The organism is Wolbachia endosymbiont (group A) of Anoplius nigerrimus (assembly GCF_947251795.1).
In the GTDB taxonomy this organism is placed as follows: Bacteria; Pseudomonadota; Alphaproteobacteria; order Rickettsiales; family Anaplasmataceae; genus Wolbachia.
Genome location: NZ_OX366385.1, coordinates 380,991 through 406,377, shown reverse-complemented (window position 1 = coordinate 406,377; position 25,387 = coordinate 380,991). Strand labels below are relative to the sequence as shown.

At 35.4% G+C, this 25,387-nt stretch carries 27 protein-coding genes and 2 pseudogenes; 19 read left to right on the top strand and 10 right to left on the bottom strand.

The window, feature by feature from the left end; translation table 11 throughout:
- Nucleotides 1-81: 81 nt before the first annotated feature.
- The 13 genes and pseudogenes from OPR26_RS02165 (at nucleotide 82) to OPR26_RS02105 (ending at nucleotide 9,805) form a co-directional block, all read left to right on the top strand.
- Complete coding sequence (locus OPR26_RS02165; protein ID WP_265031752.1) at nucleotides 82-948, top strand: 4-(cytidine 5'-diphospho)-2-C-methyl-D-erythritol kinase; 867 nt, start codon at nucleotides 82-84, stop codon at nucleotides 946-948.
- 3 nt (nucleotides 949-951) lie between these two features.
- Nucleotides 952-1,299, top strand: coding sequence for an Mth938-like domain-containing protein (locus OPR26_RS02160; protein ID WP_265016103.1), 348 nt, complete (start codon nucleotides 952-954; stop codon nucleotides 1,297-1,299).
- A gap of 1 nt (nucleotide 1,300) precedes the next feature.
- Nucleotides 1,301-2,101 (top strand): metal ABC transporter permease, encoded by an 801-nt coding sequence (locus OPR26_RS02155; protein ID WP_265016102.1) that lies wholly within the window; start codon nucleotides 1,301-1,303, stop codon nucleotides 2,099-2,101.
- Nucleotides 2,102-2,232: 131 nt separating this feature from the next.
- Nucleotides 2,233-2,412, top strand: coding sequence for a hypothetical protein (locus tag OPR26_RS02150; protein WP_038249469.1), 180 nt, complete (start codon nucleotides 2,233-2,235; stop codon nucleotides 2,410-2,412).
- A gap of 5 nt (nucleotides 2,413-2,417) precedes the next feature.
- Nucleotides 2,418-3,410, top strand: a complete 993-nt coding sequence (gene holA / locus OPR26_RS02145) for a DNA polymerase III subunit delta (protein ID WP_265016101.1) — start codon at nucleotides 2,418-2,420, stop codon at nucleotides 3,408-3,410.
- Nucleotides 3,411-3,575: 165 nt separating this feature from the next.
- Nucleotides 3,576-3,941, top strand: a complete 366-nt coding sequence (locus tag OPR26_RS02140; protein WP_264731180.1) for a transposase — start codon at nucleotides 3,576-3,578, stop codon at nucleotides 3,939-3,941.
- The gene (locus OPR26_RS02135; RefSeq protein ID WP_320157296.1) at nucleotides 3,938-4,348 is read left to right on the top strand and encodes a transposase; all 411 of its coding nucleotides are present in this window, start codon (nucleotides 3,938-3,940) and stop codon (nucleotides 4,346-4,348) included. Before OPR26_RS02140 ends, OPR26_RS02135 begins: the two co-directional genes overlap by 4 nt.
- Before the next feature lie 196 nt (nucleotides 4,349-4,544).
- Entirely contained in the window at nucleotides 4,545-5,297 is a 753-nt protein-coding gene (locus tag OPR26_RS02130) for an IS5 family transposase (protein WP_264702259.1), read from the top strand.
- The gene (locus OPR26_RS02125) at nucleotides 5,285-6,379 is read left to right on the top strand and encodes a Fic family protein (protein WP_265016100.1); all 1,095 of its coding nucleotides are present in this window, start codon (nucleotides 5,285-5,287) and stop codon (nucleotides 6,377-6,379) included. The genes OPR26_RS02130 and OPR26_RS02125 overlap by 13 nt, the downstream gene beginning before the upstream one ends.
- 109 nt (nucleotides 6,380-6,488) lie before the next feature.
- Nucleotides 6,489-7,274 (top strand): 4-hydroxy-tetrahydrodipicolinate reductase, encoded by a 786-nt coding sequence (gene dapB, locus OPR26_RS02120; protein ID WP_151808073.1) that lies wholly within the window; start codon nucleotides 6,489-6,491, stop codon nucleotides 7,272-7,274.
- Nucleotides 7,271-8,029: a phosphate ABC transporter ATP-binding protein PstB gene (gene pstB / locus OPR26_RS02115; RefSeq protein ID WP_265016099.1), complete on the top strand. Its 759-nt coding sequence runs from the start codon at nucleotides 7,271-7,273 to the stop codon at nucleotides 8,027-8,029. Before dapB ends, pstB begins: the two co-directional genes overlap by 4 nt.
- A 125-nt stretch (nucleotides 8,030-8,154) precedes the next feature.
- Nucleotides 8,155-8,700 (top strand): annotated as a pseudogene (locus tag OPR26_RS02110) (Rpn family recombination-promoting nuclease/putative transposase); the annotation flags it as partial.
- 451 nt (nucleotides 8,701-9,151) lie between these two features.
- The gene (locus OPR26_RS02105) at nucleotides 9,152-9,805 is read left to right on the top strand and encodes a reverse transcriptase N-terminal domain-containing protein (protein WP_265016098.1); all 654 of its coding nucleotides are present in this window, start codon (nucleotides 9,152-9,154) and stop codon (nucleotides 9,803-9,805) included.
- Here OPR26_RS02105 and OPR26_RS02100 read toward each other — a convergent pair.
- A complete protein-coding gene (locus OPR26_RS02100) occupies nucleotides 9,771-10,157 on the bottom strand; it encodes a transposase (protein ID WP_265016251.1) in 387 nt (128 codons plus the stop codon). The genes OPR26_RS02105 and OPR26_RS02100 overlap by 35 nt on opposite strands.
- 20 nt (nucleotides 10,158-10,177) lie before the next feature.
- Complete coding sequence (locus OPR26_RS02095; RefSeq protein WP_264731180.1) at nucleotides 10,178-10,543, bottom strand: transposase; 366 nt, start codon at nucleotides 10,541-10,543, stop codon at nucleotides 10,178-10,180.
- A gap of 55 nt (nucleotides 10,544-10,598) precedes the next feature.
- On the opposite strand from OPR26_RS02095, the gene OPR26_RS02090 reads away from it, so the two are divergent.
- Together OPR26_RS02090 and OPR26_RS02085 are read left to right on the top strand one after the other, a co-directional pair.
- Entirely contained in the window at nucleotides 10,599-11,762 is a 1,164-nt protein-coding gene (locus tag OPR26_RS02090) for a reverse transcriptase domain-containing protein (RefSeq protein WP_265016097.1), read from the top strand.
- Nucleotides 11,763-11,857: 95 nt separating this feature from the next.
- Nucleotides 11,858-12,202: pseudogene (locus OPR26_RS02085) on the top strand (Rpn family recombination-promoting nuclease/putative transposase); the annotation flags it as partial.
- Nucleotides 12,203-12,211: 9 nt separating this feature from the next.
- Here OPR26_RS02085 and OPR26_RS02080 read toward each other — a convergent pair.
- Genes OPR26_RS02080 through OPR26_RS02070 form a run of 3 tightly spaced genes read right to left on the bottom strand, consistent with a single transcriptional unit; the run spans nucleotide 12,212 to nucleotide 13,985 of the window.
- Nucleotides 12,212-12,607 carry a cytochrome c-type biogenesis protein CcmH gene (locus OPR26_RS02080; protein WP_264735675.1) on the bottom strand — a complete coding sequence of 132 codons (396 nt, stop codon included), beginning with the start codon at nucleotides 12,605-12,607 and terminating at the stop codon, nucleotides 12,212-12,214.
- On the bottom strand, nucleotides 12,604-13,623 hold the full coding sequence (locus OPR26_RS02075; RefSeq protein WP_265016095.1) for a hypothetical protein: 1,020 nt from the start codon (nucleotides 13,621-13,623) through the stop codon (nucleotides 12,604-12,606). Before OPR26_RS02075 ends, OPR26_RS02080 begins: the two co-directional genes overlap by 4 nt.
- Before the next feature lie 2 nt (nucleotides 13,624-13,625).
- Nucleotides 13,626-13,985 (bottom strand): ferredoxin family 2Fe-2S iron-sulfur cluster binding protein, encoded by a 360-nt coding sequence (locus OPR26_RS02070; protein WP_265016094.1) that lies wholly within the window; start codon nucleotides 13,983-13,985, stop codon nucleotides 13,626-13,628.
- Nucleotides 13,986-14,999: 1,014 nt separating this feature from the next.
- On the opposite strand from OPR26_RS02070, the gene OPR26_RS02065 reads away from it, so the two are divergent.
- Entirely contained in the window at nucleotides 15,000-15,608 is a 609-nt protein-coding gene (locus OPR26_RS02065; RefSeq protein WP_265016093.1) for a superoxide dismutase, read from the top strand.
- Between the two features lies 1 nt (nucleotide 15,609).
- Complete coding sequence (locus tag OPR26_RS02060; protein ID WP_265016092.1) at nucleotides 15,610-16,881, top strand: M16 family metallopeptidase; 1,272 nt, start codon at nucleotides 15,610-15,612, stop codon at nucleotides 16,879-16,881.
- Between the two features lie 299 nt (nucleotides 16,882-17,180).
- On the opposite strand, the gene OPR26_RS02055 is transcribed toward OPR26_RS02060, so the two are convergent.
- Together OPR26_RS02055 and OPR26_RS02050 are read right to left on the bottom strand one after the other, a co-directional pair.
- Nucleotides 17,181-17,552 carry a hypothetical protein gene (locus OPR26_RS02055; protein WP_265016091.1) on the bottom strand — a complete coding sequence of 124 codons (372 nt, stop codon included), beginning with the start codon at nucleotides 17,550-17,552 and terminating at the stop codon, nucleotides 17,181-17,183.
- Nucleotides 17,540-18,292: an IS5 family transposase gene (locus tag OPR26_RS02050; RefSeq protein WP_264702259.1), complete on the bottom strand. Its 753-nt coding sequence runs from the start codon at nucleotides 18,290-18,292 to the stop codon at nucleotides 17,540-17,542. Before OPR26_RS02050 ends, OPR26_RS02055 begins: the two co-directional genes overlap by 13 nt.
- A gap of 387 nt (nucleotides 18,293-18,679) precedes the next feature.
- On the opposite strand from OPR26_RS02050, the gene carB reads away from it, so the two are divergent.
- Both carB and OPR26_RS02040 read left to right on the top strand, forming a co-directional pair.
- Nucleotides 18,680-21,907: a carbamoyl-phosphate synthase large subunit gene (gene carB / locus OPR26_RS02045; protein ID WP_265016090.1), complete on the top strand. Its 3,228-nt coding sequence runs from the start codon at nucleotides 18,680-18,682 to the stop codon at nucleotides 21,905-21,907.
- A 130-nt stretch (nucleotides 21,908-22,037) separates the two neighbouring features.
- Nucleotides 22,038-22,631 (top strand): hypothetical protein, encoded by a 594-nt coding sequence (locus OPR26_RS02040; RefSeq protein WP_265016089.1) that lies wholly within the window; start codon nucleotides 22,038-22,040, stop codon nucleotides 22,629-22,631.
- Here the strand turns inward: OPR26_RS02040 and OPR26_RS02035 are convergent.
- From OPR26_RS02035 to OPR26_RS02025, 3 genes are all read right to left on the bottom strand, one after another.
- Nucleotides 22,597-23,349 (bottom strand): IS5 family transposase, encoded by a 753-nt coding sequence (locus OPR26_RS02035; RefSeq protein WP_264702259.1) that lies wholly within the window; start codon nucleotides 23,347-23,349, stop codon nucleotides 22,597-22,599. The two genes, OPR26_RS02040 and OPR26_RS02035, sit on opposite strands and share 35 nt — an antisense overlap.
- A gap of 484 nt (nucleotides 23,350-23,833) precedes the next feature.
- Nucleotides 23,834-24,634, bottom strand: coding sequence for an SDR family oxidoreductase (locus OPR26_RS02030; RefSeq protein ID WP_265016088.1), 801 nt, complete (start codon nucleotides 24,632-24,634; stop codon nucleotides 23,834-23,836).
- A 5-nt stretch (nucleotides 24,635-24,639) separates the two neighbouring features.
- Nucleotides 24,640-25,284 (bottom strand): alpha/beta hydrolase, encoded by a 645-nt coding sequence (locus OPR26_RS02025; RefSeq protein WP_320157085.1) that lies wholly within the window; start codon nucleotides 25,282-25,284, stop codon nucleotides 24,640-24,642.
- Between the last annotated feature and the right edge of the window lie 103 nt (nucleotides 25,285-25,387).

Genomic DNA, 25,387 nt, shown 5'->3' with positions numbered 1-25,387 from the left:
CAGAAGTGCGAAAACCTTATAAAAGTTGACTAAAATAGCATTATACATATAATGTAAAAATAGTGTTAGTGAAGATATATAATGAAAAGTTTTTGTGTAAAGGCGCCTGCAAAAATCAATCTTTTTTTGCATGTTGTAAATAAGAAGGAAACAGGATATCACTTGATTGAAGGTTTATTTGTCTTTGCTAATCTTTCTAATTTTTTGGAAATAAAAGTAGGTGAGAAGTATTCTAGATACGATAACTCTACAGTTGAATTTATAAACTCCGAGTCTAGAATAAATAACCAGTATAACACTGTAATGAAAGCGGTTAATCTGCTGTTTAGACATGCTCCAGTGCGTACTAAAGTTTCTATTAGAGTTGTAAAGAACATACCAATTGCTGCAGGACTCGGTAGCGGATCCTCAGATGCTGGAGCTGTGATACGCACGCTAGGGAAGCTGTGGGAGATTGATAGGACGATTTTAAATGAAATAGCCCTAAGCGTTGGTGCTGATGTTCCCGCAAGTGTAGATAGCAAGCCTGTCTTTGTTAGGGGTATTGGCGAAGAATTATGCCACATTAAAAAGTTCTCTTTACCCACGAATGTGGTGCTTGTGAAACCGAAAAAAAAGTTTTTGAGTACACCAGAGGTATTTTCCAAACATGAAGGAAAATTTTCTGAGCCAATTGAGTGGAGCGATGACGCTGAAAAGGATTTGTTGAAGCTTCTTAAAGAGACGAGAAACGATCTTCAAGAAATAGCAATAAGCCTAGTACCTGAAATTAAGGATGTGATATCAACACTTGAGTCACAAGAAGGCTCTATACTTTCTCGCATGTCAGGCAGTGGTGTATCATGTTTTGGAATATTCGATAGTGAGGAAAATGCAAAAGTTGCTGCAGTTAATATCGGAAAAAAGCAACCAGAATGGTGGGTATGTGACACTCAATTAATAGTTTGACTTATGCCCTTAATTTCCGAGAATAAAAATCTTATAAATGGTTACAGGGAAGGAAAATTTTTGGTGAATAATAGAGAATATTGCGGCTCAATTATAGTTTTTCCTGAAAAGGTGATTAAATTGAAAGAAAGTGATATAAATAATTTTGAATCTTTTTTAACAGAGGAAATAGAAATTTTGATAATAGGTACTGGTAAAACACGCAATATACTATGTTCTTCAGTGAAGTCCTATCTTATGGAACAAAAAGGTTTAAATTTTGAATTTATGACAACAGGTTCTGCATGCAGAACCCATAATGTTCTGATATCCGAAGATAGATTTGTTGTCAGTTATCTAATAGCCATATAGCATGCTTACCCAGGACTTTTTCATCAACAGTCTAGTTGCAGTAGTCGTAATTAGCCTAGTAACAGGCGCTTTAGGATCGTTTATGATATGGCAAAGGTTATCTTATCTTGGTGATAGTTTGTCCCATTCTTCATTGCTCGGTGTTGCACTTGCTTTAATCTTTAAGATTAGCCCATCGCTTAGCATAATGCTCATTGCAATTACATTTGCTATACTACTTTCTCTTAATTTTAACAGATTATATTCTGCTGATACGATATTGAACATTGTTACCAATGTAGTTTTATCATCGAGTTTAATACTTATGTCTTTTCTTCCATCTGGCAATAATAGTATTATTAGCTCACTGTTTGGTGATATATTAACGCTCGATCAAAGTGATATAATATTGATTTTTTTAATCTCTGTAATAGTTACTTTGACATTAATATTTAGATGGCGTTATTGGTTAATGATTTCAATTAATCAAGATTTAGCAGTAGTTGAAAAAATTAATGTTACCTTTGTTAGACTAGAATTTTTAATCACTCTTGCTATATTTATAGCAATTGCTGCCCAACTAATAGGAATATTACTCATTGCTGCATTTTTGCTAATACCAGCAGCATCTGCAAGGCTCATTTCGAAAACTCCGATGCAGATGATTATTGTTGCAACAGTTTTTTCTGTGATTTCTGGGATATCAGGTCTGATGTTATCTGCAAGTTTTGATTTGTTAACTGGCCCTGCAATTATACTTGTTGCAGCGGTATATTTAATTATCGCTTATTTTATAAGGCTAGTATTAAGCAGGTTGGCTTAATTTTGATCTCGAATGTTAATAATTTTGTAATATACTCATTATAAAACATCACTATCTTAGCACAAAATAGTTTTTGCTATACTATTATTTATATGCTAATGATAAGTTGTTAATTTTATGGAGTAAGCAATATGAGCGAAGAAGGATTTTTTTCTAAATATATATCTAAGCCTGTGAAAAAATTTTATAATTATATTACAGGAAAAACAGAAGAGTCGGATAATGTGCAGAGTACGGCAGATGATATTGTACAAGAAAGCTCAGAGTCTTTGGATACTCATGTACAGTCAAATGAGAATGATATCATATAGATAGCATGAGGGTCACACCATTCAAAGTTAAAAAATTCCTAGAGAAACCTGATGCTTTAAGTGGTGTGTTAATTCATGGAAGTGATAACAGTAAGGTTGGTTTTTATGTACAAGAAATAATTGCTAATTTGGATGAGTATTCAGTTCAGGTGATGGATTTTGCAATAGTGAATAAGTCACCCGGTTTACTATTTTCTGAATTGGCAAACATTTCGATGTTTACCAGCAAAAAATTAATTAAGCTGATAAATGTGAGTGGAGGTATATCCAAAGAGTTAAAAAACGTATTGGATTATAATGCAAGTGGTCATTATGTAATGATGGTAGCAAGTGATCTTCCATATAATTCTGCAACCAAAAGTTATATGGAGAGTTCAAAAATTTTTGGTGTGATTGCTTGCTATAAGGACAGCAACAGCAATCTTTATGACATTATATCAAGTTACTTAAAACAAAATGATATAAAATGCACAAATGAGATAATCTACCATTTGCAATCTTACTTTAATCATAGCAAGCTGCCTATATGTTCAGAACTTGAAAAGTTAGTTTTGTACTTAGGGGAGAGAAAAGACCTAAAACTTACTGATATAGAATTATGCTTTTCAACTTCCGGCAACGACTATGCTACACTTGATGATCTATGCTCTGCCATAGCAAGTAAAGATATGTCGCGCTTCATTAGAATTTCTGATGTATTGATATCGCAAGAAAATTTTTCACCGATAGCGCTGATTCGTATTATATCAAATTACTTTTTGCGTCTTGAAAACGTTTTGCTGTCAGTGCAAGGTGGAATGAGTGAGCAGGTTGCAATTGATCAACTGAGTCCTCCATTGTTTTTTAAACAATTGCAGAGCTTTAAATCTCATTTGAAAAGTTTGCAACTTTCAGAACTTAAGAAGATCTTGGAAAAATTGATAAGCTTAGAAGTTACCTGTAAAAAAACTGACTTGGATCATAAAATGATTTTTCAACATGCACTGACGAGTAGCTGACTACTCAGATCCAGCCTTTCTTATAATTTCATCAAAATGTTGTATTTTAACATAAAATAGCTGCTTTTATGCCTACCAAAATTCATTCTTTAGTGTGTGTCTCAGAGCATGTCTTCAAACTGAGTAGAAAGAAGTTAAGAAGTATGGTATAAGGTACATTTTAAGATGTACCCAAGCGATATAAGTGACAAAGAATGGAAGACAATAGAGCCATATTTTGAACCTAAAAAGACCGGCAGACCAAGAAAACATAGTATTAGAACAATTATTAATGCAATCCGCTATATGATGAGAACAGGATGTCAATGGAGACAACTGCCTAAAGATTTTCCACCATGGAAAACCGTATATAGTTGTAATTCGCGCTTGAAAAAAAGTGGAATATGGCAAGAAATTCATGATTTTCTAGTTAAAAAAGTAAGAGAGATGATTGGTAAAAATAAGACTCCATCAGTAGGTATAATTGATAGCCAGTCAGTGAAAACTACTCAAAAAGGGGATCCAGAGGATATGATGCTGGCAAAAAAATAAAGGGCAGAAAACGCCATATTATTGTAGATACTGTGGGTCTTGTAATTGCTGCTGAAGTACAGAGTGCAAGTATTCAAGATCGTGATAGTGCTCTAAATCTTTTTGCCCAAGCTAAATGCAAAGTTCCAACTTTACGTAAGTTTTTTGCTGATCAAGGGTACATAGGTAAATTACAAAACAGATGCTTATTGGAAACGGGATGTTTATTAACGATTGCCAAGAAAATAGTTGATACAGGATTTCAAGTTATTCCCAAACGTTGGATTGTTGAAAGAACTTTTGCCTGGCTTTCCAATTTTAGGCGCATGAGTAAAGATTACGAGCATTCTCCTCTCACCTCAAAAAACTATATCTTCTTTAATATGATCACTATTATGCTTCACAAATTAGCTCATTCTTCAGTTTGAAGACATGCTCTTAATAACCGCGATTCAGTTGCTTTTAAACCGCAACTAATCTAAATTATAAACGTTAAGAAATTTACTAAACAGAAAAAAAGGCAAAAGAAACCCTAGGGTAGCTAGGCTCTGTGGACAAAAAATATGAAAAGAGAGAAAAAGATGGTAGTTTAGCCTAATAGGTAAAAAATGGAGAAACTACCATATGCAATATTACATCAAAGAGGAAAATTGGAAACAAATTTTAGAGTTCATAAAAAGCGTAAAAGGAATGCACAGCAAAGATGAAAAACGTTTAAGAATATTCATAGAGGCAGTGTGGTACATAGTGCGAAGTGGTTGCCAATGGAGACTTTTACCAAAAACTTATGGTAATTACAGGAGTATACATAAGCGATTTAAAAGATGGTGTGAAAGAGATGTCTGGAAAAAATTGCTTGAATATACTAAACAAGAGCCTGATTTAGAAGTTGCTATAATCGACGGTACGATCATCCGAGCCCATCCATGTTCATCTGGATATACAAAAAACTCCAAGGATCAAGAAGCTTTAGGGAGGAGCAAAGGTGGCTTTACAACTAAAATACATGCGCTTGTCGATGCACTTGGAAATCCACTTAAATTTACTCTGACTCCTGGTCAAAGAAATGAAATTACGCAGGCACAAGTGTTGACCGAAAGTATCTATAACTCTACTGTAGTAGCTGACAAGGGCTACGATAGCAATGCCTTTGTTACAAGTCTTGAAGACAAGGGATGTACAGTAGTTATTCCGCCAAAACGGAATCGAAAAGTGCAAAGGTATTACGATGAGCATATCTACAAAGAACGTCATTTGATTGAGTGTTTTTTTGGTAAAATTAAAAATTTTAGGCGCATTTTTTCCAGATTTGATAAAACTGCTGAGGTTTTTATGGGTTTTCTCAATTTTGTTGGAGCTCTTGTATGGCTTCTCTAAAATTTTGTCCACAGAGCCTAGATAAAAATACAGATATGTTTGACATTTCAAAAATTGTAATAACACCTGAAATGTTAAAATTAGTTGCTGAAATTGATGAATTTAAAGGAGTATGGCAATTGTTTGGTAATTTAGCTCCAGAACGTTTACAAATGCTCAAGAAAATTGCAACAATTGAAAGTATTGGTTCTTCTACCCGTATTGAAGGGGCAAAACTATCAGACCGTGAAATTGAACAATTATTATCCAAACTTGATACACGCTCATTTCGTTCTCTAGATGAACGAGAAATAGCCGGATATGCGTATGTGTGTGAAGAAGTATTTCAAAACTTTAACAAGATGCCATTTACAGAAAACACTATAAAACAGTTTCATATCCGGCTTTTACAATTTTCATATAAAGATCAAAGGCACATGGGAGAATATAAAAAATCTCCCAATCATGTTGAGGCGTTTGATGAATCTGGAAAAAGCTTGGGCATAGTTTTTGAAACAGCCTCTCCGCTTGAAACAGCGACACAAATGCAAGAACTTATTTATTGGACTAGCCAACAATTAGAAGTAAAATCGTTACATCCTCTATTAATTATTGGCATTTTTATAGTTACTTTTTTAGCTATTCATCCCTTCCAGGATGGAAATGGCAGATTATCACGCATTCTCACAACTTTCTTGTTACTAAAGTTAGGGTATATCTATGTACCTTACAGTTCCCTTGAAAGTATAATTGAAAGTAATAAGGAGAGTTACTACTTGGCTTTGTGTCGTACTCAACAATCCTTGAAGACGAGCAGCAATGATTTTAATCCATGGCTTATGTTCTTTTTAAGGTCACTACAAAAGCAAAAATTTTATCTTGAACAAAAGGTGTCACATGAAAAAGTGTTAAATCTCTATTTACCACCACTTTCTGCTGAAATACTAGCACTACTCAGCAAACATGGACGTCTTACAATTAAGGATTTGGAAAATATTACTAAAGCAAACTGCAATACCTTAAAGAAGCACGTATCTAATCTCGTAAAGAGTAATCACATTACTCAGCATGGAAAAGGCAGAGCAACCTGGTATGTAATATAGAGCTCAATAGGATATGTATTCATTTTGAATTGTAGAGCTATAGAATATAGATCAGAAGTGACAGAGCTTAAAAAAAAGCATAACATTCTTAATAAACGTAAAAAGCTTTATGAAAATCAGAGTTGGAGTAATAGGCTGCTTAGGCAAAATGGGCAAGAAAATACTCAATGAATTAATTACAAATACCAAAGTGGAAATAGCAGGTGCTGTTGCCCGTTCAGGCAGTAAGTACATAGATTCAGATATTGGACCAATTATAGCCAATCTAGGAATCAAGGTTACAAGTTCTATTAGTGGCATATTTGAGTTATCCGACGTTGTAATAGATTTTACAACTAAAGAATGTATGTTAGACTGCCTTAAAGCAGCTGTAAAATTTAAAACACCGCTGGTGAGTGGCACAACTGGAATAGAAGGTGTCAATTTAAAAGAGTATGCTGCTGAAGTTCCAATATTATGGTCAGCAAATATGAGTGTTGGGGTTAATGTGTTGCTGAAATTGGTAAAAAAAGCTGCTGAGCTTTTAGGTAATGAATATGACGTTGAGATTTGGGAAATGCATCATAACTTAAAAAAGGATTCACCATCTGGAACAGCTATAGAACTTGGCAAAACAATTGCTAACGCTTCAAAAGTGGATTTTCAGTCCAATCAATATTTACATAGTGGTTCAAACATAAGAAAAAAGGGGGGAATAGGTTTTGCAGTATCTCGTGGAGGTGGAGTAATAGGAGATCACAGCGTGATGTTTGTTAATTCTGATGAACGGATAGAACTAAACCACAAAGCAATTGATCGCACAACATTTGCTAGAGGAGCTGTTCAAGCAGCAGTATGGCTATATGAAAATAAAAGAGAAATTCCGGGGCTCTATTCAATGCAGGATGTGATATGAGCAATACACGTGCCTCTGTTAAAGATTTAAATCTCTGGTATGGCTCTAAGCAAGTTTTATTCGATATAAATTTGAATATTTATAAAAGAAAAGTTACTACTTTTATCGGACCATCCGGGTGCGGTAAATCAACATTTTTGCGTTGTTTTAATCGTATGAATGACTATGTACCTGGATGCAAAACTGTTGGTGAATTAGATATCGATGGGCTGGGTGATATATATTCACGCGATATGGATGTTGTACTACTTAGAGCAAAAGTTGGTATGGTATTTCAAAAGCCAAATCCTTTTCCAAAATCAATATATGATAATGTTGCTTATGGGCCAAAATTGCATGGTATGGCGAAGGATAAGCAAAAATTGAATGAGATGGTGGAAAATAGTTTAACCAAGGTTGGTTTATGGGAAGAATTGAAGGACAGATTGCAAGATAGTGCACTCGATTTATCCGGTGGCCAACAACAGAGGCTATGCATCGCTCGCGCAATTGCAGTGAAGCCAACTATTTTATTAATGGATGAACCGTGCTCCGCTCTTGATCCAATGGCAACCAATGCAATCGAAAATCTTATACAAGAGCTGAAATTAAGATTTACTATAATTATGGTGACTCATTCAATGAAGCAAGCTAAAAAGTTATCTGATAGTGTAATTTTCTTTCATAATGGCAGAATTGTTGAGTCTGGAAGCACTCAAGAAATATTCGAAAATGCTCAATCTCCCTTAACAAAGGAGTATATCCTGGATCATTAAATTTCTGTCATCCTATGGCTTTGCGATTAAATCCATTAGCTTCAAAAATTGTAATACTTAAAAATATGATTGAATAATTATTAATAATAGTGTATAATTATTAACGTTTTTCAGGCATTTTTGTTATGGCTTTTTCTAAATTTCTCGATCCAAAAAATGATTTCGCGTTCCGGCGTATCTTTGGTACTGAGAAAAACAAAGATATTCTTGTTCATTTTCTCAATGATATTCTAGGTCTCACTGGTGAGGCTGAAATAAAAGATGTAAAATTTCTAAGTCCCATTCAAAACCCTGAAATTGCCGCTAAAAAGGAGAGTATTGTCGATGTACTCTGTAGAGATTCTACAGGTGTTCAATTTATTTGCGAGATGTAGGTTGCTAGAACGACTGGCTTTGAAAAACGTGCCCAATACTATGCTGCTAAAGCTTATTCAAGCCAAGCCGGTGTAGGTGACAGATATCATGAACTTAAAGAAGTTATCTTCATTGCTATCACTGATTTTATTCTATTTCCTCATAAATCAGCCTACAAATCCGATCATGTTACTCTTGATAAGGTAACCTTTGAACATGATCTAAAAGACTTTAGTTTCACTTTTATAGAGTTGCCTAAATTTAAGAAGAAGGAAGATCAATTGGAAAATATAGTCGAAAAGTGGTGTTACTTTTTTAGTGCGACCCTGAAAGTCGTGGTTTTGTGGTGGTTAAATTCCACTTTCCCTAGACATCGGGGATAATGTATATCTCACCTTTTAAAGGGTGGCAACCTTTGGGATGCAAGCATGAGATAAAAGCAGGTAACACTAAACCTCATGGTGAATCCCTGCAAACAGAGTTAGATATGATTACGAGAGGAACCTATGTTTGAATTGTCGTCAAAGCATAGTATGCGAAAAGAGGTTGAACTACGCATAGACCAAAATGGTACGAAGCAAAAGGGGAACTAAAGATTGAAGACTTTAGTTATTGATGTTCCCAGCTTCCGGCAAATAGTAGGAATCTAAGTTTAACGTGAAACGAAGCCATGGAACGGAGTAACCACATAAAAGCTCTTATATTCATAAAAATATAAGTAGGTAGCCAACCACAAGCTGCTATGTGGAAGGATTGTTTAAGAAGCTAATGCCCAAAGTAATATCTGGGATACGCAGACGTAAACACTTTAATTTGGAAGGTAAAGTGGTGAATAGTAGTGAATATGTTATGGACCAGCAAAAAGCTAGGTATGAATGGAATGGAATTCCTTGGCGAAAGCTGAAGAAATCTTCATTTAAGCTACAAAAACGAATTTACCAAGCTTCTAAATGTAATGATATCAGAAAGATGCATAATCTTCAGAGATTATTACTCAAATCAACAAGTGCAAAAACACTCGCTGTTAGGAAAGTAACACAGGACAATAGGGGGAAGAAGACTGCAGGTATTGATGGAAAGGCTAATCTTAATCAAAAAGAAAGATTACAACTATCATATTCTTTAGATATAAAAGAAAAAGCAAAGCCATCAAGACGCGTCTGGATCCCAAAACCTGGTAAGCCATCGGAGCATCGCCCGCTTGGTATACCTACTATATCGTGTCGAGCAAAACAAACACTTGTAAAAATGGCTTTAGAACCAGAATGGGAGGCAAAACTTGAGCCAAACACTTATGGTTTTAGACCTGGTAGATCATGTCATGATGCAATTGAAGCCATATTTGATGTGCTAAAACAGAAAACAGCATATGTATTAGAGCATGTCTTCAAACTGAAGAATGAGCTAATTTGTGAAGCATAATAGTGATCATATTAAAGAAGATATAGTTTTTTGAGGTGAGAGGAGAATGCTCGTAATCTTTACTCATGCGCCTAAAATTGGAAAGCCAGGCAAAAGTTCTTTCAACAATCCAACGTTTGGGAATAACTTGAAATCCTGTATCAACTATTTTCTTGGCAATCGTTAATAAACATCCCGTTTCCAATAAGCATCTGTTTTGTAATTTACCTATGTACCCTTGATCAGCAAAAAACTTACGTAAAGTTGGAACTTTGCATTTAGCTTGGGCAAAAAGATTTAGAGCACTATCACGATCTTGAATACTTGCACTCTGTACTTCAGCAGCAATTACAAGACCCACAGTATCTACAATAATATGGCGTTTTCTGCCCTTTATTTTTTTGCCAGCATCATATCCTCTGGATCCCCTTTTTGAGTAGTTTTCACTGACTGGCTATCAATTATACCTACTGATGGAGTCTTATTTTTACCAATCATCTCTCTTACTTTTTTAACTAGAAAATCATGAATTTCTTGCCATATTCCACTTTTTTTCAAGCGCGAATTACAACTATATACGGTTTTCCATGGTGGAAAATCTTTAGGCAGTTGTCTCCATTGACATCCTGTTCTCATCATATAGCGGATTGCATTAATAATTGTTCTAATACTATGTTTTCTTGGTCTGCCGGTCTTTTTAGGTTCAAAATATGGCTCTATTGTCTTCCATTCTTTGTCACTTATATCGCTTGGGTACATCTTAAAATGTACCTTATACCATACTTCTTAACTTCTTTCTACTCAGTTTGAAGACATGCTCTTAGATGCTGATATTTCTGGATGTTTTGACAATATTAACCATAATAAACTGCTTGAAAAGCTCAATACCACACCAACGTTAAAGAAAATCATAAGAGGATGGTTAAGGGCAGGCGTTATGGAAGATGGAAAGTTTCAATCCACAAAACGTGGTACAATTCAAGGAGGGACGATCTCACCGTTGCTAGCTTGTGTTGCATTACACGGATTAGAGCAACATATCAAAAAAGCATTAACAAACGAACTCTTTCAATGCATGAAAAGAAAATATGGTAGGATATCGCATAAAAATGCGCAAAAGTCTATTAGTGTAATTTTCTACTGTGATGATTTTGTCGTCATACATGAAAGTGAAGAAATTATTCTTAGGGCAAAAGTTCTAGTTGAAGAATGGTTAAAAACCATTGGATTAGAATTAAAGCCTTCTAAGACAAAAGTTTCTCATACATTAAAAATCATTAATGGAATAAAACCAGGATTTGATTTTCTTGGATTTTCAATAAGACAATATCCAACAAAAGAAAGTAAGAAAGGTTACAAATTATTAATAAAACCAAGTCGTAATTCTATAAAGCAGCATATATTTGCTATTAAACATAAACTTAGAGAAATGCGTGGGGCGCCACAGGAAGTAGTAATAAGGAATCTCAATCCAATCATTAGAGGGTGGAGTCAATATTACTCTTCAGTAGTTTCATGTAAAATCTTTAGCTCATTGGATAATACTATACATAGAAAGCTCTGGAAGTGGGCAGTCTTTAGGCACCCAAACAAAGGGAAATGCTGGATAAAAAGAAAATACTTTAAAAAGTATAATAACGATAACTGGCGTTTTATGACAAGTAACAAGATACATCTTATTATACACAGCGATCATGTTATTAAACGACATATCAAAGTGCAAAAAACCAGATCTCCATATGATGGTGATTGGGTTTATTGGGGTAATCGTCTTAGAGAAATACCAGATAAGCCATCAAGAGTAATAAAACTATTGAAGTTACAACAAAGTAAATGCGGTAATTGTAGACTATGGTTTGAAAGTGATGATATAATAGAAATACATCATAAAGACCGGAATAGACGAAACAATATGATCAAAAATTTATCTTTGTTACATGGGCATTGTCACGATGAATTACACAGGAGGTGTGCATGACAAGCACCAAATTAGAGAGAAGCCGTATGAGGCGCAAAGTCTCACGTACGGTTTTGAAGTCGAGTGAAGAGGGGCGACCTTCTTCACTTAGACAACAACATGCAGAAGAGACCACTGAAAAAGATCTAAAAAAGATTGCGAAAGAAGCACCAATAATAAAGCGAGCATATGATGAATTAGACAAGTTTCACTGGAGTGAAAAAGATCTAACGGCATATGAAGAAAGAATAATGGATCTGTACAAAGAGGAAGCTATTCTTGAATACAAACTTGAAGAAGGTATGAAGAAAGGTATGGAGAAAGGTAGAGAAGAAGGTAGAAAAGAAGGAAAAATTGAAATCGCAAAAGCAATGCTGGCTAATAGTGTTGACATCAACATTATTGTTGAGTGCACTGGTCTTTCCATTAGTGAGATTGAAGAACTAAGTGGAAATCTGTGAACGGTTACATTACATAAAAGGTTTAAATATACTGGACATACTGATATACTTTCGTATTAAAAAACACCCAATAAGCAGAGTTGTAAGTGGAATAAACCACAAGATGTAAGTGCTAGGTGGGGTAGTTATAATTGAATTGCCGTAAGAATTTTTTAACTCTGAGATTATCTCTTCATCTGTGTATCCATCATTGATTTTTTTACGAATTGCTTCTCGCATATCATACGCGATCTGAGATCCAGATTCAGACAATGATTCGCCAGAACATATTGGACACCTTATTATTTCAAATAAACTGGTTGCTCGTTTTTCCATGCTTTTATCTCTGAGTTTATTATCCAGAGTAAAAGCGTTTACGCCTGAGTGAAATATCAATATGAAAAGTAAACTAACTACTGCTCTCATCCTTGGTTAATTGGGTTGAGTTGGTTCATAAAATCAGTGATGGATAACTTTCCAATAAAGCTTGACCCTACATCATCATCGTACTTTATTGAAAATTGAATGCCGTCATCAGTTGTTTTTTCTGATAAGGAAGACATTAATTTTTCAAACGCATCTGAAGTTTTTGAGTCACCAATCATAAACGAGATTAATTCTTTATAATTTGATATAGCCACGTTGATTTTGTCTTTAAATGAAGACGTAACCAAATTATAATTTTGCACTCCACCATCTGCAGCAAGAGAAAAATTATTACTTTGAATTAAAAATTTCTCTATGTTGAAATTAATTCTGGAAGCTGAGATGTGGTTTACAAATTCGTAATCAAATTTAGTGTCGATACTAAGGTAACTTTCAGGACTTGCAGTATTTTTATACCGATAAGTATAAAAATCAAATCCTAGTTTAGTATTTCCACTTGGTTCTTTATCGAGGTGAAATTGAATGTAATTACTTTTATCATTCACTTCAGTTATAACACTTTGCTGATTTTCTGAAACATCACATTTTAATCCATAATCTTCGTAACGAAGTGTATCTATATAGTCTATCACGGTACTATTTCTGTTGAATCGCAATGAAGATGGTAAATCATTTAGTCTAACAACAAAGTGGCTGCTATCATTTGTGTGGCATTTTATATTCTTTTTCTCATCACCATGAACAACAATGTTGACTTCATTGCTTGGTATGTAGATATATACTGATTTATCAAACAATCTATTTTTTATCAATAAAGCATCAGATGAGATGGTTAATTGCTCATTGGAAAATTTTGGGTTTGTCACACGGAAAATTAGGTTAGAAGGAAGTCCACTAAAATCATGTAAAATATCAAACTTTTCGTCGTTAATGTATAGTATTGTTTCAGCTAAAAGATTTTTTACCTTACATGCAGAAAAATACCAAAAACCACTATACGCTACAGGAATAAACAAAAGTAAAGAGATGATAATATAGATAAAAATCTTACGCATAGCTAATCACTCCCCTGTTTATCCAATGATATATTTCTTGTACCCCTTGGTATGGTTACACACAAGCCGTCGATATCTTTTGTGATTTTTATTTGGCACCCAAGTCTTGATGTCTCCGTTAAGCCGAAGGCTAAATCTAACATATCGTTTTCCTCATCAGATATGGGATTATGCGTTTCTACAGCATTATAAAACTTTGGATCAACAATCACGTGGCATGTAGAACAAGCAAGAGAGCCTTCACATGCACCTTCAAGCAGATCTGGATCACTTCTGTGGGCTAAATTAAGCAGAGTTTCTCCCTCTGCAGCTTCATAGCTTTTCTTACTCCCATCAGGTAAAACAAAAGTAACAGATGGCATATTATTCCTATTAAAATCCTTACTAATTTCTCTGTATTCTACAGGTAATAACTAATATTTGCAAACTCTTTGCAATTCCAGTGCCTATTTCTTGTTATCCAAGTAGCCTCCTTCTCCTGTCATCCGAGTAGCTGACACTGGGATCCAGGAAAAAGAATGATGTCATGCAAGTAGCCCCTATGATGTCATTCCAGTGCTCCTTTCTCGTCATCCCAGTGCCTATTTCCTTGTCATCCCAGTGCCCAGACACTGGGATCTAGGAAACTTAACTCTACACCAAGTAAATGTACAATAAGAACTAGATTCCAGCGTCACGCGCTGGAATGACATCATAGGGGCTACTCGGATGACAAAAAAAGGAGCACTGGCATGACACCTCTCTTGGGCTCTTTGAGCTATAAACATTAAGAAATTTACCAAATAAAAAAAAAGGCAAAAGAAGCCCCGTGGTTGGCTAATTACTTACATTATACTTTCAAGTATGGCGTTTTTTTATTCTAAACGTTTAATAACCGCGATTCAGTTGCTTTTAAGCCGCAACTAATCTAAATTATAAACATTAAGAAATTAACTAAACAGAAAAAAAGGCAAAAGAAACCCTAGGGTAGCTAATTATTCACTATCCATTTTTTAAGTTGGCGTTTTTTAATGTTTTAAATGCTTTATAAGCGTATTTCAGCTTGTATAGGTAAAAACCTAGAAATTTGATAAAGACATAGAGTGCACATAGTGCAAAAAATTAAACATGAGACGCCAGATACGTGAGTTTTTTTGTCATTTAATCTGTACAGAGAAGATAAATAAATAGCTTCATTTTCATGATAAGGGGGCTGGCGGAGTTTGTCAAGGAAGTTTTTGTATTTAATCCGTTTCTATGGCTTATATAATAATTATTATTGTAGTATAATTTAGAATAATGCAATAGATACCTAAATGTTTTAGCTATTAATTATATGTTGCACAAAAGCATATATTGCCCTACCATCCAAGTAGGTTAGAAATAAAGAGGTTTTTATGAGTTTTACTTTACCTGAATTACCATACGATAAAACAGCTTTGGAGCCTTATATATCTGCAAAAACCTTAGATTTTCATTATGACAAGCATCATAAAGGGTATTTAAATAAACTCAACGAGCTGGTTGAAAATACGGATTATCAACACGTAAAAATTGAGGAATTAATAACAGAAGTTCATGGTAATAGCAGCAACTTGCCTATATTTAATAACGCAGCACAAGTTTGGAACCACACTTTTTATTGGAACTCAATGAAAAAAAATGGTGGTGGTAAGCCTAAAGATAGTAGTCTTTTAGCAAAAAAAATTCAGGACGATATCGGTGGCTTTGATAAATTTTATGAAGAATTCTCCAACCATGGAGTAAGCCAGTTTGGCAGTGGATGGGTATGGTTAGTGCTCGAAAAAGGAAAGCTCAAAATCACCAAAACTCCAAATGCAGATTTGCCATTAATTTATGGCCAAGTGCCATTGCTCACTATGGATGTGTGGGAGCACGCCTATTATTTAGATTGTCAAAATCGTAGAATTGACTACATAAAAGTTTTCCTTGACCATTTAATTAATTGGGATTTTGCAGAAGAGAATTTAAAAAAGAACACATAAGATGAATGTACCCCAGGTAACAAAATTAGATAATGGTCTGCGCATAATAACTGAGCAGGTGCGTGATGTTGATTCCGTAGCTTTAAGCATACGAGTTGGTGTTGGCAGTAGAGCGGAAAGTGCAAATCAAAATGGAATATCCCATTTTCTAGAACACATGGCTTTCAAAGGGACGAAGACAAGAACTGCATTTGAAATTGCAAAAGCTTTTGATGACATAGGTGGGGTTTTCAACGCCAGCACTGGTAGGGAAAGCACCACCTATTATGCAAAAGTCCTCAAGAAAGACATCAAAACTGGTATTGATATACTAATAGATATATTGATGAATTCAACATTTCCAGAAGATGAATTGGAACGTGAGAAGGGTGTTGTAATACAAGAGATTTTTCAAACTAATGATTCACCAAGTGACATTATTTTCGACAAATATTTTGAGGCAGCTTATAAAGACCAACCATTTGGTAGGTCAATCTTAGGCACGCAAAATACTGTAAAATCTTTTACTCGAGGAGATCTAGATAATTACATAAATGAGCATTACTTTGGTGAGAATATGCTATTTGCCGTTGCAGGAAATGTTGAACATGAAGAAGTTGTTGCATTAACCAAAGATTTTCTCTCAAAGATTCATTCTAAAAAGCTGAAAAAAAGCCAAAATGCGAGCTGTACTGGTGGTGAGTATTTAGAACATCGTAAATTAGATCAGGTACACTTGCTAATTGGTCTACCTAGTGTTTCTCGCCATGACGATAAATATCACACGTTTCAAGTGCTTGATTCTATATTAGGGAGCGGAATGTCATCACGTTTATTCCAGGAAGTAAGGGAAAAGCAGGGATTAGCTTACTCTGTTTATTCATTTAATTCCAGCTATACTAATACAGGAATGTTTTCCATTTTTGCTGGTACAGACAGTAGTAACTTAGATAAGCTTTTAAAATCTATAACGACAGAGTTGAAGAAGTTGTCTACAGATGATCTGAAGGAAGAAGAAGTAAATAGAGTGAAAGAGCGAGTAAAATCCCAAATTTTAATGTCACGCGAAAGTGTTAGCTCACGTGCTGAAACATTGGGACACTACTACGGTAACTATAATAGGTACATCAGTAAAAATGAATTAATAGAAAAAATTAGTGCAGTTACCACTGCTAACGTAAAAAAAGCAGCAGAAGAATTGTTATCTCAGCATGAAAAAGCCACTCTAGCTGCAATTGGAGAAATTAAGTCACTGCCAAGTTACGATAAAGTGGTTTCTATGCTTAAAGCTTAGTGTATTCTGTTATATTGATTTGGCTGCTTTACAATAGATCTTCATAATTTATAGCTAAAATGACTTAAGTTTACCGATAATTTGAAAAACAAAAATTCGTCATTCCGCTACTTGTTAGCGCCGCGGCGGTATGACGTAGGAAAACCTTTCTTGGGTTAGCTATAGCACAGTGATTAAAGAAGCGTAAAGTTGAAACAATGTGCTATGAACCACACATATAAGCAATTATATGTATTAAACAAGAGCCTGACACTAGTTTTAATTCTTCTGTCAGTTAACTCTTGTTTTTTACACATAAATCACTTATTTCTTCCAATCCCTTCTATATTCCTGCTTTGTATAACCCTTTCCGTATAATTTTTAGGAGGTACTGGTGGTGCAAGTGATTTTTTGCTTACAGGGTTTGAGTCTATACCTTTCTTTTGCCGATGATAGTTCCGTGCTTCTTGAACGGTCTGATGTGTAGGCTCTCCACCATTATAGTTTCCTCTCACAGAGTTCGAGTTTATGTCTTTCTTTTGCGGAGGATAGTTCAATGCCTCTTTACGAGTCTGGAATATAGGCTCTCCATCATTATAGTTTGAGTTTATATTTTCCTTTTGCGAACCAGCGTTCAATAATTTCGATATCTCTCGCCCTAGGCTCTGTGGACAAAATTTTAGAGAAGCCATACAAGAGCTCCAACAAAATTGAGAAAACCCATAAAAACCTCAGCAGTTTTATCAAATCTGGAAAAAATGCGCCTAAAATTTTTAATTTTACCAAAAAAACACTCAATCAAATGACGTTCTTTGTAGATATGCTCATCGTAATACCTTTGCACTTTTCGATTCCGTTTTGGCGGAATAACTACTGTACATCCCTTGTCTTCAAGACTTGTAACAAAGGCATTGCTATCGTAGCCCTTGTCAGCTACTACAGTAGAGTTATAGATACTTTCGGTCAACACTTGTGCCTGCGTAATTTCATTTCTTTGACCAGGAGTCAGAGTAAATTTAAGTGGATTTCCAAGTGCATCGACAAGCGCATGTATTTTAGTTGTAAAGCCACCTTTGCTCCTCCCTAAAGCTTCTTGATCCTTGGAGTTTTTTGTATATCCAGATGAACATGGATGGGCTCGGATGATCGTACCGTCGATTATAGCAACTTCTAAATCAGGCTCTTGTTTAGTATATTCAAGCAATTTTTTCCAGACATCTCTTTCACACCATCTTTTAAATCGCTTATGTATACTCCTGTAATTACCATAAGTTTTTGGTAAAAGTCTCCATTGGCAACCACTTCGCACTATGTACCACACTGCCTCTATGAATATTCTTAAACGTTTTTCATCTTTGCTGTGCATTCCTTTTACGCTTTTTATGAACTCTAAAATTTGTTTCCAATTTTCCTCTTTGATGTAATATTGCATATGGTAGTTTCTCCATTTTTTACCTATTAGGCTAAACTACCATCTTTTTCTCTCTTTTCATATTTTTTGTCCACAGAGCCTAGATCCCAGTGTCAAGCACTGGGATGACACCTCTGGGCACTGCCGTCATAAAGGAACCAGTGTCAGCTACTTGAATGACACCATTTGCTGTGCAATTTACCTTCAAAAATGAATGTTCGTACAGCTATGTGTCTGGGCACTGGGATGACAAGAGAAGAAGGCTACTTGGATCCTAGTGGACTCAAATCACAATGTTCGTACAGTTATGCGTCAAGCCTAAAAACAGTTAGCTAATAGGTTTAATAAAAATTCACATATACAGGAAAGATTGGTAACATTACTTGAATAGAGACCGTTATTGTAATTATGCCGAAACGCACAGATATAGAATCTATATTAGTAATAGGAGCAGGCCCAATAGTTATAGGTCAGGCATGCGAGTTTGATTATTCTGGAACGCAAAGCTGTAAAGTATTAAAAAGTGAAGGTTATAAAGTCATTTTGGTTAACTCCAACCCCGCAACTATAATGACAGATCCTGAATTCTCTGATGCAACTTATATTGAGCCGGTACTGCCTGAAATCATAGAGAAAATTATAATTAAGGAGAGGCCAGACGCAATATTGCCAACAATGGGCGGGCAAACAGCACTCAATTGCGCAATAAAACTTGCAGATGATGGAGTGTTAGACAAATACAATGTAGAATTAATAGGGGTAAATAGAGAAGCAATAAAAAAAGCAGAGGATAGAGAGTTATTCCGTCAGTCCATGGATAGAATAGGACTGAAATACCCCAAAAGTATCATTATAAAAAATCAAGAACAAATAAAAAAGGCTTTGGACTACGTTGGATTACCAGCAATTATCCGCTCATCATTCACTCTTGGTGGAGCAGGTAGTGGCATAGCATATAATAAAGAGGAGTTTTTCAATATCGCAGAAAGTGCTCTCAAAATTTCGCCAATAAATGAAGTTCAGATAGATGAATCAATTATCGGCTGGAAAGAATATGAAATGGAAGTTATCCGCGATTGTAAAGATAACTGCATAATAGTCTGTTCGATAGAAAATGTTGATCCGATGGGAGTGCACACTGGGGATAGCATAACTGTTGCTCCTGCTTTGACTCTGCGTGACGTAGAATACCAACAGATGAGAAATGCATCTATAGCAGTGCTGAGAGAAATTGATGTTAGTGCCGGAGGTGCAAATGTTCAGTTTGCAGTGAATCCTAAAGAAGATGGAAGCCTCGTTGTAATTGAAATGAATCCAAGGGTTTCTCGCTCTTCTGCACTTGCCTCAAAAGCAACAGGTTATCCTATTGCAAAAGTTGTAACTAAACTTGCTATTGGCTATTCACTCGATGAAATACGTAACGACTGTGCTCCAATAATACCAGCAGCATTCGAACCAGTGATTGATTATATCGTCACTAAAATCCCTCGATTTGAGTTTGAGAAATTTAAGGGAACGAATTGTGAACTATCAACTTCCATGAAATCAGTGGGAGAAGTAATGTCTATAGGCCGCACTTTTAATGAGTCACTGCAGAAAGCTTTCCGTTCACTTGAAACTGATCTTACAGGACTTGATGAAGTATTTCCTGAGAACATTGATATTGATCACGTAAAATCTCAATTAGCAAAATTGCTGCCAAACAGAGTACTGATTGCTGCTGACGCAATGCGTCACGGAATTAGCATAGAAGAAATAAATTCGATTACAGGATATGACTTATGGTTTCTACAAAATATACAGCAAATCATCTTGGCTGAACAAAAAATCAAGGAAAACGGCCTTCCTGAAACTGCATATGAAATGTTAGAGCTGAAAAAAATGGGATTTTCAGATGCAAGATTGGCGAAATTAAGCAATAAGAAAGTAGAGCAAATCGAAGAAACAAGAAAAAAATTTGGCATCAAACAAGTTTATAAGCGTGTAGACACCTGTGCAGCTGAATTTGAATCGAGCACTGCTTATATGTATGGCTGCTATGAGGGTGATGTTGAAAATAAAACGGAATGTGAGGCGAATATTTCTGACCGAGAAAAGGTTGTCATTTTAGGAAGTGGTCCAAATCGCATTGGTCAAGGTATTGAGTTTGATTATGCATGCGTACATGCAGCTTCTGCCGCCAAAGAAATGGGGTATGAAACAATAATGATCAACTGTAATCCCGAAACTGTTTCAACTGACTACGATACCGCTGATCGTTTATATTTTGCACCACTGATTGCAGAGGATGTGCTTGAAATACTAAGTAAAGAGCAAGAAAATGGCACACTAGTTGGTGTAATAGTTCAAATAGGTGGTCAAACACCTTTAAAGTTAGCCAAAGTGCTTAACGAGAGAGGTTTCAAAATTCTGGGAACTTCGTTTGATTCTATTGACCTTGCAGAAGATCGCATGAGGTTTAAAAACCTTGCTTTGCAACTTAATTTAAAACAACCTGAAAATTCTATCTGCCATTCAGTAGAAGAAGCGTTAACCAATGCAGAAAAGGTGGGGTTTCCACTAGTAGTCAGGCCATCATATGTCCTTGGCGGTCAGTCTATGTCGATTAGACACGATACTCAGAGCTTTAAAGAGTATGTCTTGAATCAAACCAAAATTTTTGAACACGGATCGCTGCTTCTTGATAAATTTTTAGTCAATGCAGTTGAGGTTGACGTTGATGCTGTATGTGATGGGGAAAAAGTTTTCATTGCAGCGGTCATGGAGCATATTGAAGAAGCTGGTATCCACTCTGGCGATTCAACATGCTCAATACCGACAAATACATTGAGTGACGAAGTAATAAAAGAGATCGAGCTCCAAACTGAGAGAATAGCATTAGCATTAAAAGTGAAAGGTCTGATAAACATTCAGTTTGCTGTTCAAGAGAGTGATGTATACATACTTGAAGTAAATCTAAGGGCTAGCCGCACAGTTCCTTTTATTTCCAAGGTAATCAACATTCCTATTGCAAAGCTCGCCACTCAGGTTGTTTTGGGTAAAAATTTGAATCAGGAAAACAAGCCTTTCAATCATTTTGCAGTTAAAGCTGCTGTTTTTCCATTTACCCGCTTTGCAGGAGTTGATACTTTACTTAGTCCTGAAATGAAATCAACAGGAGAAGTGATGGGAATTGACTCATCTTTCGAAGCTGCACTTGCAAAAGTGCACATGGCTGCAGGATACAAGTTACCAACAGAAGGAACAGCTCTGGTTTCAGTAAAAGATGATGATAAAAAGTATATATTGCCTGTTGTACGAATGTTGAAAGAACTGAGTTTTGAAATATATGCCACCAAAGGCACAGCTTCGTATCTGAACAATAACGGCATTGCTGCAAAAGCTGTAAATAAAGTGAGAGAAGGCAGACCCCACATAGTTGATATGCTCAAAGATGGAAAAATAAATCTAGTGATCAATACTTCAAAAGGTGTGAAATCAGTCTCAGATAGCAAAGATATCAGGAGAACTGCTATTTTGCAAAATATAGCTTACAGTACCACAGCTTCTGGGAGTAAAGCGTTAGTGCTTGCAATTCAATATGTAAAGAATAGCAAATTGGAAGTGAAATCATTACAGCAGATACAAAACGTTTAAATATCAAAACTAAAATAATTCATTCCTCTATCTCGAAATCGTGGTAGAATAATGTAAGTCAAATTTCTTTGCTGACTTGTCTATGTATTATAGTATTTATCAAAGAATTAATGGGTAATGGTTATATAATATGACTTATAAGATAAAAAAGCAACAAACAATAGACCAACAAATTCTTGAAAGTGATATAGAAGATCCGACGAAGTTCTCTCTTAACCAAGAGTATAACTTTGCCAAAAATGATTTGTCAAACAAAACAGATGAACACGAAAGTGATAATCGACTACAGAACTCTAGTGATCATGATTCAGATGATAGTTCCACTGATGGTAATCAGACGCCTTATACTGAATCAAGTGATTGGGACTCAAATTCGAGCTGTAGTTCAGATTATTCTTGTTTTTCGGAAGATGGCTCACTTTTAATGGATCTAGAAATACCATTAACTACAAATGAAAGTAATCTGATTGGTGAATTTTGTGAGGAGATAGAAAATGTGGAAAAAGAAAATAACAAAGGAAGTGCTTTAAGGCTTATTCAATACATAACAAATAAATACTTAAGGAAAGGGATAAGATTGAATTCATGTTATGGTGATCGTTATAGAACTGTAACAAATTTGATATTTGAAGAAATAATAGGTGTTATTAATAATGAAGGCCTATGCCCTAGGCTCTGTGGACAAAATTTTAGAGAAGCCATACAAGAGCTCCAACAAAATTGAGAAAACCCATAAAAACCTCAGCAGTTTTATCAAATCTGGAAAAAATGCGCCTAAAATTTTTAATTTTACCAAAAAAACACTCAATCAAATGACGTTCTTTGTAGATATGCTCATCGTAATACCTTTGCACTTTTCGATTCCGTTTTGGCGGAATAACTACTGTACATCCCTTGTCTTCAAGACTTGTAACAAAGGCATTGCTATCGTAGCCCTTGTCAGCTACTACAGTAGAGTTATAGATACTTTCGGTCAACACTTGTGCCTGCGTAATTTCATTTCTTTGACCAGGAGTCAGAGTAAATTTAAGTGGATTTCCAAGTGCATCGACAAGCGCATGTATTTTAGTTGTAAAGCCACCTTTGCTCCTCCCTAAAGCTTCTTGATCCTTGGAGTTTTTTGTATATCCAGATGAACATGGATGGGCTCGGATGATCGTACCGTCGATTATAGCAACTTCTAAATCAGGCTCTTGTTTAGTATATTCAAGCAATTTTTTCCAGACATCTCTTTCACACCATCTTTTAAATCGCTTATGTATACTCCTGTAATTACCATAAGTTTTTGGTAAAAGTCTCCATTGGCAACCACTTCGCACTATGTACCACACTGCCTCTATGAATATTCTTAAACGTTTTTCATCTTTGCTGTGCATTCCTTTTACGCTTTTTATGAACTCTAAAATTTGTTTCCAATTTTCCTCTTTGATGTAATATTGCATATGGTAGTTTCTCCATTTTTTACCTATTAGGCTAAACTACCATCTTTTTCTCTCTTTTCATATTTTTTGTCCACAGAGCCTAGAGAACATTAGTCTGAGCGGACACAATGACAGAACTAAACATATTGATTCAAGGCATGGCTAATGTGCAAATATTGAAGCAAAAGTGATCAGTGCTTACTGTACGAACATTGCAATTTGCTTGGCAGGTGGTGTCATGCAAGTAGCTGACACTGCTCTCCTTTGTCATCCCAGTGCCTTGACTACTTGGATCCAGGAATTTTATTAAGTTGGTGAGCATAAAAATAGCTGTTTTACGTTAAAATACAATGTTTTGATGATTATGGAAAGGCTGGATTCCAGTGTCAAGCACTGACCATTTGTTGTAAACTTACTTTTTCTTGATTTTTTGGTTTATCTCGCCTACCTATTTTGCCACTTTGCTGAACGGATACAACTAAACAATAGGTCTATCTACTTCATTCTAATGTGATTTCAGTTTTTTTACGTGCAAACTCTCTAATCCCACCTTGTAGTTAGGATAAATTAGAGAGACATTAAGATCTTTTTTAATTTTAACATTACTTACTTTTTTTGATCCTAAATAAAAACTCTGTGCATAATCTGGTAACTTAATTGGCTCTGGAGGGCTAACGTTGAGAAGTTTGGCTGCATACATTATCACTTCAGATTGTGTAGTGGGTAAATCATCTGCACAATTGTATATTTCACCAGGTTTTATGTTTTGCATGGAAGAAAATAGAATATTCGATATATCTTCAACGTGAATACGAGAAAAAAAATGCCCTTCCTTTTTCACATTTCTTGCTTTGCCAAGCTGCAAGTCAATTAACACGTTCCTACCAGGACCGTATATTCCAGCTAAACGAAAAATATGTACAGGCAGTTTGCTATTCAGCCACTTCTTTTCAGATCTAAGGCGCTTTTCTCCTCTGATTTCTATAGGTTTTGTTTCAGATTCCTCATTCACCCAATTACCAGAGTGATCACCATAGACACTAGTTGCAGACAAATAACCAAACCATTTGACATTTTGCAGGCAATCACCGTATCTCTCCACAACATCATCGCCATCTGGAGGAATAGAAATTAAAACGTGCGTTGCGCTTTTAAGCAGATCTTGGCTAACTTTCTCATAATTACAGAGGATTATATTTTGTATATTTTTGCTTCTTGATGTGCCACTAACTTTCCAACCTAAGTTCAGTAGTTTTCCCGATAAAAATTTAGCTACATATCCATAACCAAAGCAAAACAAGTGCATGAAAATTAATTTTTAAAATTCCTCTTGATAAATTCTACTCCTAATTTTATCCCTTCTTCATTAATAATATGCCCTAATCCATGAATTGGGTGCCCTTCAACATTTACCCCATTTTCTTTCAGAGCTTTAACCGCTAAGTCGAGAGACGAAAAAGGTACCACGTCGTCAGCATCACCATGGATAACACATATGTTAGGTTTTGACTTGATCTCTGGTGCAGTTTTTGAAGGTGAAAGAAACCTACCAGAGTATGCAACAACTGATGCACATGATTGAGAGCGGGTGAGAGCTGTATGTATTGCAAGCATTGCTCCTTGAGAAAATCCAACTAAAGAAAGTTGCGTATCTTTTAAATTAAGCTCCTTTAATTTTGTATCAATGAAATGATTTACAATTGATGTAACATTTTTTACTCCATTATATAGCGCTTCCTCACTACGATCTTCCAAGCTGAACCACTGATAACCATCACCTATTTCTCTTTCAAACGGAGCATTGGGTGCTACAAAATATGACTCGGGTAAAAACTTGCTCATAACTTTAGCAAGGTGAATGAAATTATCGCCACTTGAGCCCCAACCATGTAAAAAAATAATCAAATTTTTCTTATTTCCGCCTGCACAAATTTCTTGGCCTTTAAGTTCAATCATTTCTTTTCCTTTTGCATTTATATTTTTATTTAACACTAATTTTCAAATTTGTAAAAACATACTGTAATTGCTGTTGAATGATGGAGAGACATACTCCATTATT

Bases quoted from the DNA above. Each gene is read 5' to 3' on its own strand.
- OPR26_RS02105 (WP_265016098.1), top strand. From the start codon at position 9,152: ATGCCCAAAGTAATATCTGGGATACGCAGACGTAAACACTTTAATTTG.
- OPR26_RS02080 (WP_264735675.1), bottom strand. From the start codon at position 12,607: ATGAGAGCAGTAGTTAGTTTACTTTTCATATTGATATTTCACTCAGGC.
- OPR26_RS02160 (WP_265016103.1), top strand. From the start codon at position 952: ATGCCCTTAATTTCCGAGAATAAAAATCTTATAAATGGTTACAGGGAA.
- OPR26_RS02140 (WP_264731180.1), top strand. From the start codon at position 3,576: ATGTACCCAAGCGATATAAGTGACAAAGAATGGAAGACAATAGAGCCA.
- holA (WP_265016101.1), top strand. From the start codon at position 2,418: ATGAGGGTCACACCATTCAAAGTTAAAAAATTCCTAGAGAAACCTGAT.
- OPR26_RS02130 (WP_264702259.1), top strand. From the start codon at position 4,545: ATGCAATATTACATCAAAGAGGAAAATTGGAAACAAATTTTAGAGTTC.
- OPR26_RS02125 (WP_265016100.1), top strand. From the start codon at position 5,285: ATGGCTTCTCTAAAATTTTGTCCACAGAGCCTAGATAAAAATACAGAT.
- OPR26_RS02095 (WP_264731180.1), bottom strand. From the start codon at position 10,543: ATGTACCCAAGCGATATAAGTGACAAAGAATGGAAGACAATAGAGCCA.
- OPR26_RS02025 (WP_320157085.1), bottom strand. From the start codon at position 25,284: ATGATTGAACTTAAAGGCCAAGAAATTTGTGCAGGCGGAAATAAGAAA.
- OPR26_RS02070 (WP_265016094.1), bottom strand. From the start codon at position 13,985: ATGCCATCTGTTACTTTTGTTTTACCTGATGGGAGTAAGAAAAGCTAT.
- carB (WP_265016090.1), top strand. From the start codon at position 18,680: ATGCCGAAACGCACAGATATAGAATCTATATTAGTAATAGGAGCAGGC.
- OPR26_RS02165 (WP_265031752.1), top strand. From the start codon at position 82: ATGAAAAGTTTTTGTGTAAAGGCGCCTGCAAAAATCAATCTTTTTTTG.
- OPR26_RS02040 (WP_265016089.1), top strand. From the start codon at position 22,038: ATGACTTATAAGATAAAAAAGCAACAAACAATAGACCAACAAATTCTT.
- OPR26_RS02055 (WP_265016091.1), bottom strand. From the start codon at position 17,552: ATGGCTTCTCTAAAATTTTGTCCACAGAGCCTAGGGCGAGAGATATCG.
- OPR26_RS02075 (WP_265016095.1), bottom strand. From the start codon at position 13,623: ATGCGTAAGATTTTTATCTATATTATCATCTCTTTACTTTTGTTTATT.
- pstB (WP_265016099.1), top strand. From the start codon at position 7,271: ATGAGCAATACACGTGCCTCTGTTAAAGATTTAAATCTCTGGTATGGC.
- OPR26_RS02035 (WP_264702259.1), bottom strand. From the start codon at position 23,349: ATGCAATATTACATCAAAGAGGAAAATTGGAAACAAATTTTAGAGTTC.
- OPR26_RS02155 (WP_265016102.1), top strand. From the start codon at position 1,301: ATGCTTACCCAGGACTTTTTCATCAACAGTCTAGTTGCAGTAGTCGTA.
- OPR26_RS02050 (WP_264702259.1), bottom strand. From the start codon at position 18,292: ATGCAATATTACATCAAAGAGGAAAATTGGAAACAAATTTTAGAGTTC.
- OPR26_RS02150 (WP_038249469.1), top strand. From the start codon at position 2,233: ATGAGCGAAGAAGGATTTTTTTCTAAATATATATCTAAGCCTGTGAAA.
- OPR26_RS02090 (WP_265016097.1), top strand. From the start codon at position 10,599: ATGCTCTTAGATGCTGATATTTCTGGATGTTTTGACAATATTAACCAT.
- OPR26_RS02030 (WP_265016088.1), bottom strand. From the start codon at position 24,634: ATGCACTTGTTTTGCTTTGGTTATGGATATGTAGCTAAATTTTTATCG.
- OPR26_RS02065 (WP_265016093.1), top strand. From the start codon at position 15,000: ATGAGTTTTACTTTACCTGAATTACCATACGATAAAACAGCTTTGGAG.
- dapB (WP_151808073.1), top strand. From the start codon at position 6,489: ATGAAAATCAGAGTTGGAGTAATAGGCTGCTTAGGCAAAATGGGCAAG.
- OPR26_RS02060 (WP_265016092.1), top strand. From the start codon at position 15,610: ATGAATGTACCCCAGGTAACAAAATTAGATAATGGTCTGCGCATAATA.